The organism is uncultured Sphingomonas sp., assembly GCF_934560975.1.
Taxonomy (GTDB): domain Bacteria; phylum Pseudomonadota; class Alphaproteobacteria; order Sphingomonadales; family Sphingomonadaceae; genus Sphingomonas_I.
Window position 1 is genome coordinate 38,738 of record NZ_CAKTFO010000009.1, and the last position, 12,882, is coordinate 51,619.

The 12,882-nt window shown below is 67.5% G+C and carries 11 protein-coding genes; 4 read left to right on the forward strand and 7 right to left on the reverse strand.

What is annotated here, in order from left to right:
* Window positions 1-187 precede the first annotated feature (187 nt).
* On the reverse strand, window positions 188-1,519 hold the full coding sequence (locus Q0D93_RS08025) for an MFS transporter (protein WP_294392725.1): 1,332 nt from the start codon (window positions 1,517-1,519) through the stop codon (window positions 188-190).
* A 36-nt stretch (window positions 1,520-1,555) separates the two neighbouring features.
* Window positions 1,556-1,978 carry a response regulator gene (locus Q0D93_RS08030; protein ID WP_294392727.1) on the reverse strand — a complete coding sequence of 141 codons (423 nt, stop codon included), beginning with the start codon at window positions 1,976-1,978 and terminating at the stop codon, window positions 1,556-1,558.
* A gap of 90 nt (window positions 1,979-2,068) precedes the next feature.
* On the opposite strand from Q0D93_RS08030, the gene Q0D93_RS08035 reads away from it, so the two are divergent.
* Genes Q0D93_RS08035 through rsmD form a run of 3 tightly spaced genes read left to right on the forward strand, consistent with a single transcriptional unit; the run spans window position 2,069 to window position 4,607 of the window.
* Window positions 2,069-3,331, forward strand: coding sequence for a dicarboxylate/amino acid:cation symporter (locus Q0D93_RS08035; RefSeq protein WP_294392729.1), 1,263 nt, complete (start codon window positions 2,069-2,071; stop codon window positions 3,329-3,331).
* Entirely contained in the window at window positions 3,253-4,056 is an 804-nt protein-coding gene (locus tag Q0D93_RS08040; RefSeq protein ID WP_294392835.1) for a pseudouridine synthase, read from the forward strand. Before Q0D93_RS08035 ends, Q0D93_RS08040 begins: the two co-directional genes overlap by 79 nt.
* Window positions 4,053-4,607, forward strand: a complete 555-nt coding sequence (gene rsmD, locus Q0D93_RS08045; RefSeq protein ID WP_294392731.1) for a 16S rRNA (guanine(966)-N(2))-methyltransferase RsmD — start codon at window positions 4,053-4,055, stop codon at window positions 4,605-4,607. Before Q0D93_RS08040 ends, rsmD begins: the two co-directional genes overlap by 4 nt.
* Here the strand turns inward: rsmD and Q0D93_RS08050 are convergent.
* Both Q0D93_RS08050 and Q0D93_RS08055 read right to left on the reverse strand, forming a co-directional pair.
* Window positions 4,567-5,835, reverse strand: coding sequence for an MFS transporter (locus Q0D93_RS08050; RefSeq protein WP_294392733.1), 1,269 nt, complete (start codon window positions 5,833-5,835; stop codon window positions 4,567-4,569). The two genes, rsmD and Q0D93_RS08050, sit on opposite strands and share 41 nt — an antisense overlap.
* 154 nt (window positions 5,836-5,989) lie before the next feature.
* Entirely contained in the window at window positions 5,990-6,361 is a 372-nt protein-coding gene (locus tag Q0D93_RS08055) for a hypothetical protein (protein WP_294392735.1), read from the reverse strand.
* 150 nt (window positions 6,362-6,511) lie between these two features.
* Between Q0D93_RS08055 and Q0D93_RS08060 the strand changes: the two genes are divergently transcribed.
* Window positions 6,512-8,800 carry a UvrD-helicase domain-containing protein gene (locus Q0D93_RS08060; RefSeq protein WP_294392737.1) on the forward strand — a complete coding sequence of 763 codons (2,289 nt, stop codon included), beginning with the start codon at window positions 6,512-6,514 and terminating at the stop codon, window positions 8,798-8,800.
* A gap of 15 nt (window positions 8,801-8,815) precedes the next feature.
* Here Q0D93_RS08060 and Q0D93_RS08065 read toward each other — a convergent pair whose 3' ends face one another.
* The 3 genes from Q0D93_RS08065 to Q0D93_RS08075 form a co-directional block, all read right to left on the reverse strand.
* The gene (locus Q0D93_RS08065) at window positions 8,816-10,861 is read right to left on the reverse strand and encodes a S9 family peptidase (protein ID WP_294392739.1); all 2,046 of its coding nucleotides are present in this window, start codon (window positions 10,859-10,861) and stop codon (window positions 8,816-8,818) included.
* Window positions 10,862-10,945: 84 nt separating this feature from the next.
* A complete protein-coding gene (locus Q0D93_RS08070) occupies window positions 10,946-11,368 on the reverse strand; it encodes a DUF2497 domain-containing protein (RefSeq protein WP_294392740.1) in 423 nt (140 codons plus the stop codon).
* A 16-nt stretch (window positions 11,369-11,384) separates the two neighbouring features.
* Window positions 11,385-12,878, reverse strand: a complete 1,494-nt coding sequence (locus Q0D93_RS08075) for a TolC family outer membrane protein (RefSeq protein WP_294392742.1) — start codon at window positions 12,876-12,878, stop codon at window positions 11,385-11,387.
* Window positions 12,879-12,882: the final 4 nt, after the last annotated feature.

Consider the following 12,882-nt stretch of genomic DNA (forward strand, 5'->3'; position numbering starts at 1 on the left):
ACGGGTGTCAGGCGAGCGCAGCGTCCGCAATCCCGCTTCTCGATCCTTTTTGAAAGGCGGCTATCATCGCCTGCCTCCCTGAAAGCCGCCATCCCGCTCACCACCGATCACAGCCGTTAGCATGTGTGGGCCCACAGCTTGGGTCGAGCGATGACGGGCTTCGCACAAAATGTCCCCGACGCGCCGCCTACCTGCCCTCGCCTTCACTCTCGACCCCGCCCGCGCTGCCGATCGAGCTGTCCACCAGCCCGATCCGCATCATCCACCAGAACAGGGCGATGCCGGGCAGCGCGATCACGGTGGTGAACAGGTAGAATTCGACATAGCCGAACGCCTCGATCAGCGCGCCGGCGGTGGTGCCGGTGACCAGGCGCCCGACCACGCTCGCCGCCGCCGAGATCAGGGCATATTGCGCGGCGGTGAAGCGCAGGTCGCACAGAGCGGAGAAATAGGCGACCACGGTCACCCCGCCGATGCCGCTGGCGAGATTCTCGAACCCGATCGCGCCCGCCATCGCCCAGTTGCTATGGCCCGCCCCCGCCAGCCCCGCAAAGCTCAAGTTAGACAGCGCCATTAACACCAGGCTCAACAGTACCGACCGCTTCAGGCCCAAGCGCGCGTAGAGAATGCCGCCGATGAAGATGCCCGCCAGATAGGCCCAGAAGCCGAAGCCGACATCGTAGATCGCGATTTCGTCGTTGCTGTAGCCGAGGCTGTCGAACAACAGGCGAAAGGTGAGGTTCGCCAGCGTATCGCCGATCTTGTGCAGCAGGATGAAGGCCAGCACGATCAGGGCCCCGCGCCGGCGGAAGAACTCCACGAACGGCCCCGCGACCGAACGCCACACCTCCGCCGCGCCACGCCGCGCGATCGGATCGCGGTGACGCTGCGGCTCGCCCATCACCAGGGCCGTGAGCATCGCCGGCAGCGCGAACAGCGCGCAGGCGAGATAGCCCCCGCTCCACCCGATCCGCGCCGCCAGCACCAGCGCCAGCCCGCCGGCCGCGGTGGAGCCGATCCGCCAGCCATATTGCGACATGCCCGAACCGGTGCCCAGTTGGCGCGGCTCCAGCAACTCTATGCGGTAGGCGTCGATGACGATGTCGAACGTAGCGCCTGCCACCCCCACCAGGATGGCGGCGCGCACCGTGGCCGCGATGCTCGCCTGCGGATCGACCAGGGCCAGGTTGGCCACCGCCAGTATCACCAGCAGGCCCGCCACCAGCATCCACGACACGCGCTTGCCCATCCGCCCGATCAGCGGCAGGCGCACGCCATCCACGACCCACGCCCACAGGAACTTGAGATTGTAGACCAGAAAGGCGAGCGTGAAGGCGGTGACGGTCTTCTTGTCGATTCCCGCCTGTGCCAGGCGCGTGGTCAGCGTCGCGCCGATCATCGCATAGGGAAAGCCGGACGACATGCCCAGGAACAGCGCCGCCACCGGCGCCGCCTCCGTATACGGCTTGATCGCATCCAGCCAGCCGCGCGCGTCGCGCCGTTCGTCCACCCCGTTCATGCACGTCACGTTAGCGCCGGCGCGCGCCGGGGCAACCTATTCGGCGAACAGGGTGAAGCCTTTGGGTACTCGCCGGGGCTGACGCCCGGCCAGGCGCGCGTCCACCGCCTGGATCGCGCCGAGCAGGTCGCGCTGGCTATAGGGCTTGGCGAGCAGGCCCATCGCGGAGTTCCGTGCATCGTCGGGGCAGGATCCCGTCACATAGACCAAAGGCACTCCGCGTTCCTTGGCGATGCGGGCCACGTCCCGCCCGCTGCCGCCCGACGACAGGTTGACGTCGGCCAGGACCAGGTCGACCCCCTCCATGATCGCGGCGATCGCTTCCGGCACGGTATCCACCGTAGCCGCCACTTCGTAGCCGGCGTCGCGGAGGAAATGTTCATTGTCGAACGCGACGAGCGGCTCGTCCTCCACGATCACGATGCGATGGATGATCCGCTCCGTCTTCCCGAACAGCATCGACGCCACACCCCATTGCCATGCCGGCGGGGCTTGACGGCCCGCCGCTTTCACCCGACCACCGTTGCCGCATCCCCCCAGGAGAATGGCGTGGCCAAACGGATTACCTTCTACATCCTTGTCGCGATGATCCTGGGCATCATCGTTGGGTTCATTGTCAACGTCGCCGTTGTCGATGCAACCGCCGTCGCAACGATCACCGATGGCCTTTCGATCCTGACCGGCCTGTTCCTGAAGCTGATAAAGATGGTTATCGCCCCGCTGGTGTTCGCCACCCTGGCCGGCGGCATCGCGCACATGGGGGACAGCAGCGCGCTGGGCCGGATGGGCGCGCGCGCGATCGGCTGGTTCCTGCTCGCCAGCGTCGTCAGCCTGGCGCTGGGCCTGCTGTTCGTGAACATCGTCCAGCCGGGCGTCGGCCTGAACCTGCCGCTGCCGGACAGCCACCTGGCGGGCGTGGTCGACAAGCCGCCTTTCTCGTTCAAGGCCTTCGTGCTGGATCTCGTGCCCAGCTCCATCGTCGATTCCATGGCCAAGAACGCCGTGCTGCAGATCGTGATCGCCGCCGTGTTCGTCGGCGTCGCCGCAACCGCCCTGGGCGAACGGGCCGAACCGGTCGTCAAGCTGCTGGAGGCGATCACCCAATTGATGTTGCAGATCACGGATTACGTGATGCGGCTGGCCCCGCTGGCGGTGTTCGCGGCGGTGGCGTCGGCGGTGGCCAAGGAAGGCCTCGGCATCCTTGTCACGTTCGGTTATTTCATGGGCGGTTTCTACCTCGCCCTGATCGTGCTGTGGCTGGTGCTGTTCGGGGTGGCGGCACTGGCGGTCGGATCGCGCGCCCGAGACCTGTTCCGCTATATCCGCGCGCCGTTCCTGCTCGCATTCTCGACCGCGTCGTCGGAGGCCGCCTTTCCACGCACGCTGGAGGCGCTGGAGCGGTTCGGGGTGCCGCCCCGTGTCGCCGGCTTCGTCCTGCCGCTCGGCTATTCGTTCAATCTCGACGGGTCGATGATGTATTGCAGCTTTGCGGTGATGTTCATCGCCCAGGCTTATGGTATTCCCCTGACCTGGGGGCAGCAGATCGTCATGCTGCTCCTGCTGATGGTCACCTCCAAAGGCATTGCGAGCGTTCCGCGCGCCAGCCTGGTGGTGATCGCCTCCACCCTCCATTTCTTCGACATACCAGAGGCCGGATTGCTGCTTATCATCGCCGTTGATCAATTCCTGGACATGGGCCGTTCGGGCACCAACGTGGTCGGCAACGCCGTCGCATCGGTGCTGGTCGCCAAGTGGGAGGGGCTGCTAGGCCCCCAGCAATCCCCCGTGATCGAGCCGCTACCCACGCCATGAGCCGCGAACCCCAACGCATCGCCAAATTGCTAGCGCGCGCCGGCATCGCCTCCCGCCGCGAGATCGAGCGCATGATCGAGGCGCGGCGCATCTCCATCGACGGCAAGCCGCTGGAAACGCCCGCCACCATCGTCACCTCGCTCCACGGCGTGACGGTGGACGGCAAGCCGGTTCAGGCCCCCTCCCCTACCCGCCTGTTCCTGTTCCACAAGCCCACCGGCCTGCTCACCACCGAGCGGGATCCGCGCGGGCGGCCCACCATCTACGACCGGCTGCCCAACGACATGCCGCGGGTGGTGCCGGTCGGCCGGCTCGACCTCAACACCGAAGGGCTGCTGCTGCTGACCACCGACGGCGGGCTCAAGCGCCAGCTGGAGCTGCCCGCCACCGGCGTCGAACGCACCTATCGCGCGCGCGCCTTCGGCACCGTGTCGCAGGCGCAGCTGGAGGATCTGATCGAAGGGGTGGAGATCGAAGGCGTCCGCTACGGATCGATCGACGCCAATCTGGAACGCCGCACCGGCGCCAATGTCTGGATCGAGATGCGGCTGCGCGAGGGCAAGAATCGTGAAGTGCGCCGCGTGCTGGAATATCTCGGCCTCAAGGTCGGGCGCCTGATCCGCACCGCCTACGGCCCGTTCGTGCTGGACGACATGCCGGTCGGCAGCGTGGGCGAGGTGCGGCAGCACGATCTCGTCGCGTTCCGCAAGACGTTGAAGGCATGAGGATCATCGCAGGCGCATGGCGCGGGCGGACGCTGACCGTGCCGGCGGGCGCGACCACCCGCCCGACCGGCGACAGGACGCGCGAGGCGCTGTTCTCCATCCTCACCAGCCGGATCGACGCGTTTGACGGATTGATGGTGGCGGACATCTTCGCCGGCACCGGCGCGCTGGGGCTGGAAGCTCTGTCGCGCGGCGCGGCGCATTGCACCTTCGTGGATCAGGACCGGGAGGCCCTGAAGGCGATTCGCGCCAATATCGAGAAGCTGGGCGCTGATGCGGACGTGATCCCGTCGGCCGTGTCGGGCCTCGGACCGTCAGGGCGCGCCTATGACCTGCTGATGTTCGACCCGCCTTATGGGTCGGGCGGGGCGGGCGCGCTGATCGAGCGGCTGACCCGGCTGGGCTGGGCCGCGCCGGGCGCATGGGCGACGGTGGAGACGCGCAGCGACGAGCATGTCTCCGCCGCCGGCTGGCTGGTGGAGGCGGAGAAGAGCTACGGCCTGCCCAAGCTCACCGTCTTGCGCCGAGCGCCAGAAGCGCCACCACACTGATCGCCGCCATCCCGCTGCAATAGAGGCCGACCAGCGACAGGCCACCCATGCTCGCCATCGCCTGCGCCGCAAAGGGCGTGAGCCCGCCGCCGAGGATGCCGGCCAGGTTGAAGGCCATCGACACGCCGGTATAGCGCACCAGCGGCGGGTAGAGGCTGGGGAGCCAACCGCCGAGCGGGCCATAGGTGAAGCCCATCACGAACAGGGCGACACACAGGAACAGGAACATCAAGGCGAGCGAGCCCGATCCCATCAGCGGCTGGACCAAGAAGCCCAGCAGGATCGCGGCGACCGATCCACCGATCAGCACCCGCCGCTCGTCCCAGTGGCGATCGGCGGCCCAGGCGGCGAGGATGATGCCCACCCCCATCAGCAGGATCGCGCCCAGCTGCACCGACAGCATCTGCTGCATGGTGAAGCCCAGCGTCTTGACGCCGTAGCCGAGCGCAAAAGCGGTCGCGAGATAATAGAGGACGAAGCAGGCGATCGCCCCCAATGTACCGCCGATCAGCGGCTTGCTGTCCCGCGCGATCAGGGTGGCCAGCGGCACCTTGGGCGGTTCCGCCTCCGCCAGTGCAGCCGCGAATTGCGGCGTTTCGGCCAGCTTCAGGCGGATCCACAGGCCCACCCCCACCAGCAGGGCCGAGGCGGCGAAGGGGATGCGCCAGCCCCAGTCGCGAAACTCCTGTGGGGTCAGGATCAAGCCGAGGATGAGGAAAAAGCCGTTGGCCGCCAGGAAGCCGACGGGAGCGCCCAGTTGCGGAAACATGCCGAAGCGCGCGCGCCAGCCGGGGGGCGCATGCTCCACCGCCAGCAGCGCCGCCCCGCCCCACTCCCCGCCCAGGCCGAAACCCTGGCCGAAGCGCAGCACGCACAGCAGCAGGGCCGCGGTCCACCCGGCGGTGGCATAGGTCGGCAGCACCGCGACCAATGTGGTCGATATGCCCATGGTGAGGAGCGAGGCCACCAGGGTCGACTTGCGCCCGACCCGGTCACCGAAATGCCCGAAGAAGATGGAGCCCAAGGGCCGCGCCACGAAGGCGACGCCCAGCGTGGCGAACGCCGCCAGCTGCTGCGTCTCCTTGACCGCGCTCGGGAAGAACAATTCGCCGAACACCAGGCTGGCGGCGGTGGCATAGACGTAGAAGTCGTAGAACTCGATTGCCGTGCCGATCAGGCTGGCCGCCAGCACGCGCCGCGTCGATGGTCCAGTGCCGCCCTTGCTCATCCGCTCTCCCCTCCCCGCCGTTACAGGCCGCCTCCTATCCAGCGGCGCGGGCGCGCTGTCGAGAGTGGACAGGCCGGTGATGGACATCGGACAGGGGCAAAAAGAAAGGGGCCGCCGTGGCGACCCCTTCCCGTAACGACGATGTCGGTCGCGATCAGCGACGGCGACGGCCGCCGCCCTGCACGCACTTGTCCGTCACCGAACGCGAGCAGCGCGGCAGGTTGGCGCTGTCGACCGGCGTCGGATTGGTCATGTTGGACTGCATGCCCGAGGAGGAGGTCATCGCAGCATCGGGTGCCGGCGGTGCGCTCATGGCCGGATCGGCCGGGGCGGTCGTGGGCGCACCCATGCCCGGATCGGTCGCACCCGGCGTCATCGCGCCGGTGTCGGGAGTGGCGGGATCCATCGGCGCGATGCCCGGCGTGGTTGCGCCCGGTGCGTCCGTCGTCGTGGTAGACGGCATGTCCTGCGCTATCGCAGCGGTGCCAAGGCTCAGGCCGGCGAGGATCAGCAACGTCTTCTTCATGGTACACCTCCTTGCGTTGGTGCGCCGGCGAGTTCGACCCGCTCGGCCGCAATAACAAACATGAACTCAACGGCAGACCCTACCGATCAACGGGGCGTAAAGTTCCATCGACGCTTGCCCCGCCCACTGCCGTTCCCTACCTGTTCGCGGGTGAGTCTTCCTGCTGCATCCCCGTCCGAACCCGCCTATCTGCGCGGGCTGAACATACCCCAGCGCGATGCGGTGCTGAGCAGCGAGGGGCCGGTCCTGGTGCTGGCGGGCGCGGGAACCGGCAAGACGGCCGCCCTCACCGCGCGGCTGGCGCACCTGATCGCCACCCGCCGCGCCTGGCCGAGCGAGATCCTGGCCGTCACCTTCACCAACAAGGCCGCGCGCGAGATGCGCGAGCGGGTCGGACGGATCATGGGCGAACAGGTGGAGGGGATGCCGTGGCTCGGCACCTTTCACTCGGTCGCGGCGAAGATGCTACGCCGCCATGCCGAACTGGTCGGCCTGCAATCCAACTTCACCATCCTCGACACGGACGACCAGCTGCGCCTGTTGAAGCAGTTGATCCAGGCGGCGGAACTGGACGAGAAACGCTGGACCGCGCGCGCGCTGGCCGGGCTGATCGACCGGTGGAAGAACCGGGGCTGGACCCCGGCGGAAATCGACGCGGCGGAGAGCGAGGCGTTCGCCAACGGGCGCGGAGCGGAACTGTACGCCAACTACCAACAAAGGTTGCGGGCGGTGAATGCCTGCGACTTCGGCGACCTGCTGCTGCACATGCTGGTAATCCTGAAGACGCACCGCGACGTGCTGGCGCACTATCAGCAGCGTTTCCACTACATCATGGTGGACGAATATCAGGACACCAATGCCAGCCAGTATCTGTGGCTGCGGCTGCTGGCGCAGGAGCGGAAGAATATCTGCTGCGTGGGTGACGACGATCAGTCCATCTATTCGTGGCGCGGCGCGGAAGTCGCCAACATTCTCCGCTTCGAGCGTGACTTCCCGGGCGCCAAGGTGATCCGGCTGGAACAGAATTACCGCTCCACCCCGCACATCCTCGGCGCGGCCAGCGGGCTGATCGCGCAGAATGGCGGGCGGCTGGGCAAGACGCTGTGGACCGAAATCGACGTGGGCGAGAAGGTTCGCGTCATCGGCGTGTGGGACGGGCCGGAGGAGGCCCGCCGCGTCGGTGAGGAGATCGAAGGAGCACAGCGTGCCGGCCAGACGCTGGACACAATGGCGATCCTGGTGCGCGCGCAGTTCCAGACGCGCGAGTTCGAGGACCGTTTTATCGCGATCGGCCTGCCCTATCGCATTGTCGGCGGCTTCCGCTTCTACGAACGGGCAGAAATCCGCGATGCCTTGGCCTATTTGCGCGTGATCGCGCAGCCGGCTGATGATCTGGCGTTCGAGCGGATCGTGAACGTCCCCAAGCGCGGCTTGGGCGACAAGGCGGTGGCCAAGGTCCACCAACTGGCGCGGGCGGAAGGGCTGCCGCTCACCACTGCGGCCGCGCGCATCCTCGACACGGACGAGCTGACACCGCAGGCACGCCGGGCGATGGGCAATCTGATCGGCGACATTGCGCGCTGGCGTTCGCGCCTGAACGAACTGCCCCATGCCGAGCTTGCCCGGCTGATGCTGGACGAAAGCGGCTATACCGGCATGCTCCAGGCGGAGAAGTCGGCCGAGGCGACGGGACGGCTGGAGAACCTGACCGAGCTGACCCGCGCCATGGAAGAATATGAAACGCTGGGCGCTTTCCTGGAACATGTCAGCCTGGTGATGGACAATGATGCCGACCAGGATCGCGACAAGGTCACGCTGATGACCATCCATGCCGCCAAGGGGCTGGAATTCGACACGGTGTTCCTGGCCGGGTGGGAGGAAGGCGTGTTCCCGTCGCAGCGCGCCCTGGACGAAGGCGGCACCGCGTCGCTGGAGGAGGAGCGCCGGCTGGCCTATGTCGCCATCACCCGCGCGCGCAAGCGGTCCTACATCCTCCATGCCGCCAACCGCCGCATCTATGGCCAGTGGACCAGCTCTATCCCGTCCCGCTTCGTGACCGAATTGCCGCCCGAGCATGTCGACAGCGAGACGACCATGAGCGGCGGCGAGAGCCTGTGGCGGGCGCAATGGAGCGAACAGGCCGATCCCTTCGCCCATGTCGCGCGCGAGCGGCCGGGACAGGCGGCGACGCGCGGCCCCGGCTGGCAGCGGGCGGCGCAGAAGCCGCTCGACATGGCCCCCACCCGCCTGGCCGAGGTGAAGGCAAGCGCCGCCAGCTTCGCCGCGAAGTCGCGCGCTGACCTGACGCTCGGGCAGCGCGTGTTCCATTCCAAGTTCGGCTATGGCGCGATCGCGAAGATCGAAGGCAACAAGCTGGAGATCGATTTCGAACATGCCGAGCGCAAGCGGGTTCTCGACAGTTTCGTGACGCTCGCCTGATCCTCGCGGGCCGGCTTACCCGCCGGTCCGCTTTGTCCAGCGATCCATCCAGCCGAACACCTCCCCGTGCCACTGGAGCGAGTTGCGGGGCTTCACCACCCAGTGGTTCTCGTCCGGAAAGACGACCAGGCGCGAGGGTATGTCACGCCGCTGGAGGGCGGTGAAAGCGGCGATCCCCTGCGTATAGGGGATGCGGAAATCCTTCTCGCTCGTGATCACCAGCTGTGGCGTCTTCCAATCGGCGACATGGTTGACCGGGTTCCACCGCTCATATTCGGCGGCCGCCTCGTAATATGGCCTGCCGCCATGTTCCCATTCGTCGAACCATAGTTCCTCGGTTTCATAGGCCATGGCGCGGGCGTCGAACACGCCGTCATGCTGGACGATGCACTTGAACCGGTCGGGCCAATTGCCTTCGATCCAGTTCATCATATAGCCGCCATAGGAGGCACCGGCGGCGCAGGCATTGTCGCCGTCGACGAAGTCGAACCGCTCCACCGCCGCCTTGAGGCCGAGCTTGAGGTCGGTCAGCGGCTTGCCGCCCCACTGCCGGTTGATCGCATTGGTGAAGGCTTGACCGTAGCCGGTGGAGCCATGGAAATCGACGGACACCACCGCATAGCCATGGCCGGCCCACGCCATCGGGTTCCAGCGATAGGACCAGGTGTCCCCGAACGAACTTTGCGGCCCGCCATGCACCAAAAAGGCGAGCGGCGCTTTGGTACCCGGTGCTAGTTGCGCCGGCTTGACCGCAAAGCCCCACACCGTGTCGCCGTCCGCGCCTTTGTAGGTGAAGCGGGTGACGGTCGGCAGGTCGATGCCCGCGAGCTTGGCGGCATTGACGTTGGTGAGGCGCGTGGTGCGGCCATCGGCATTCCACCGCCAGAGGTCGCCCGGCGCGGTCAGGCTGTCCAGCGCGTAGACGAACCCGCCCGCCGGCAGCGGCGTGAGCGCGGAGACATGGCCCGCGCCGGTCAGCCGGTGGACCTTGCCATCGCCCAGGTCGACGCGGAACGCCGGCTGATCCAGCAGGTCGCCCGCCGTGACATAGAGTCTGCGCGAATCCGCTGCCCAGGCGATGGTGGCGACCGATCGGTCCCACGCCTCGGTCAAGGCGCGCGTCCTGCCGGTCGCAAGCTCGCGCACCCACAGCACCTGGCGGTCGGCCTCGTAACCCGGCCGCTTCATCGCCGCCCAGGCGAGCCAGCGCCCATCCGGTGAGACGGTCGGCAGCGTGTCGGTCGCGCGATTTCCGGCGGTGAGGTTGGTCGGGGCCGCCGATCCGTCAGCGGGCGCGGAAAAGATGTCGAGGTTGGTGGAAAGCGACTCGATTCGTCCAGCCTCACGCAGGGTGAAGAAGATGGTGCGGCCGTCCGCGCTCCAGCTGAACTCCTCGGCGCCGCCATAGGGCTTGGATGGCGTGTCGCCCACCAGGCCGCCGACAATGGCCCTGCCCGGCTCCGCCGCCTTGCCGCCGCTCAACGGGATGACGAACGCCTGCGACCTTTGCCCATCGGCCCAATTGTCCCAATGGCGCACGAACAATTGTTCGTAAGTGCGCGCGCTGCCGGCATTCTTGTCCTTGGGCGCCTGCTCGACCGCGAGCGAGGCGGCGCCCACCGGACGATCCGCCCACACCAGGATGGCATTGCCTTTCGGCGACAGCTTGAAGCCTGACAGGTCGAACGCTCCGGTCACCTGCACCGGCTCGCTGCCGGTCATGCCGACCCGCCAGACGGCGTTGGACTGGCCGCGATCGGACAGGAAATAGAGCTGGCCGTCCGGTGCGAATGCCGGATCCACCTCGTTCGCCTGGGCCAGCGACGCGAACCTGGCCGGCGTCGCGCCCTTGGCCTTGAGGTCGAGCCGCCATAAGTCGTTCATGCCCCGGTTCGCGGCCAGGTCGGTCTCGCGCTGCTGCCAAACCAGCCAGCGACCATCGGGCGAGACCACGGGCGCGCTGACCCGTGAGAGCATGACCAAGTCTTGCGGCGTGAACGGTCGGGCCAAAGCGGAACCGGCGAGCAGAGCGGCAAGTGCCGCAGCGGTGAGGGCTTTCATGCGTGGCTGCATGAACAAGGCCATGCCCGGACACAAGCTGCCGCGCGACGGCGGGGGCCGCCCCGCGCGGAAAGCGTGCGATGCCTAGCGCCCGATCACCCGCGCAACCTCCCGCGCCACCACCCGCTCGACCAGGTCCGGCAGATTGGCATCGAGCCATTCCTTCAACATCGGGCGCAGCATTTCGCGAACCAGCCCGTCCAGCGTATTGTCGGCCGCATTGGGATCGATGGCGAGGCTCGCCAGGGTCGCCAACGCGGCCTTGCTCGCCTCTGCCGTCCGCGCCGAGATCAACGCCCCCGCCCCCGCCGCCGGCGCGGACTGGCCCGGGCCGGGCGTGGGCGCGGCGCCGAGTTCGAGGACGTCATCCTCCCCCGCCAATGCGGGCGTGGGTGCTGGTGCGGGCGGCAATGCACCGCGTCGCACGGCGTCCACGTCCGCGCTGATGATGCGCTTGATGGAAGCCAGCACGTCTTCCATCGACTGTTCAGGGCCGCCGTCGCTCATTGCCCCATGCTATCGCCTAGTTCCGCGGCGGAGTCACGGGGCGGGACTCGCCCGGCGTGTACGGCTGCACGTCCGCATTGTCCGGGGTCTGTCCGGTGGTGCGGGTGCTGCGCGACGTGTAGCGGCGATTATCGCTCCAGTCGCCGAACCGGTTGCGCACGCGATCATAATTCGACAGCGGATCATAGAGCGCGCCGCCGTCCAGACCCAAATCGCGCGCCTCTGCATGGCCCATGGCGTTCAGCAGGGCGAAGCCCGCCACATATTGATCCCGCTGGGCGGACACCAGCGACACCTGCGCGTTCAGCAATTCCTGCTCCGCATTCAACACCTCGATCACCGTGCGCGTGCCGACGCTGTTTTCCGCGCGCACGCCTTCCAACGCCAGCGTGTTGGCGGACACCGCCTGCTGATTGGCGGTGATGGCCGCGCCCGCGGCCTGATAGACCGCAAAGGCGCCGCGCACGCGCGACACGACCAGCCGTTCGATCGAGATGGACTGTTCCAGCGCCTGGTTCTCGATCGCCTGTGCCTGGCGGACACGCGCACCGACCAGCCCGCCCTGGTATAGCGGTACGGACAGGCTGACGCCGAGATTGTTCTGCCCCTGCGTCTGGTCGATACCCGGCGTGTTGTTGGGCAGGCCGACCTGGCGCGCGCGGGTGCCGAGATAATCGTTGTAGCTCGACCCACCGATGGCCGACAGGGTCGGCAGGCGCTGCGCCCGCGTCGCGCGCACGTCATATTGCGCGGCCTGGGTGGTGGCGGTGGCGGTGGCGATAGCAGGGCTGCTCTTGAGCGCGATGTCCACCGCCTGGTCGGATGTGGCCGGCAGGACCGGCAAGGCCGGTGGCTGCTCCAGCCGCTCGGGCCAGCTGCCGATCACGCGGCGATAATTTTCGCGGCTGGAGGTGAGATTGCCTTGCGCGGTCGCCAGCTGGCTGCGTGCCAGGCTGAGCCGCGCTTCGGATTGGGCGACGTCGGTGCGGGTAAGGTCGCCCACCTCGAACCGGTCGCGGCTGGCGCGCACATTCGTGTTCAGCACGTCGACATTCTTCTTGCGCAGATCGACGATCGCCTGATCGCGGATCACGTCCATATAGGTGCCGACCGCCTCGGTGAAGGTGTTGCCCTCGACCGTGCGCAGGTCCGACCGCCCGGCTACCACCCGCGCTTCGGCGGCGTTGATGGCGTTGCGGACGCGACCGCCCTGGAATAGCGGGTAGTTGAGGTTCACCTGCCCCGTCAGCACGCGCGCGCCATTGTCCAGGCGGCTCAGTCCGTTGCTGCTCTGGGTGACGCCCACCACCCCCGTGACACCCAGCCGTGAGGCGGCCTTGGCGATCGGCACGCCTTCGTCCGTCGCCTGAAGCTGCGCGCGGGCCGCGTTCAGATCGGGGCTGTCGGTATAGGTCTGGTTGAAGGCATCACGCAGCGTCGTCGCCGACGCGGGCATTGCCGTCAGCGCCGTGCCTGCCATCATCCCCCAGATCAGCCCCCGCTTGACCATCAGC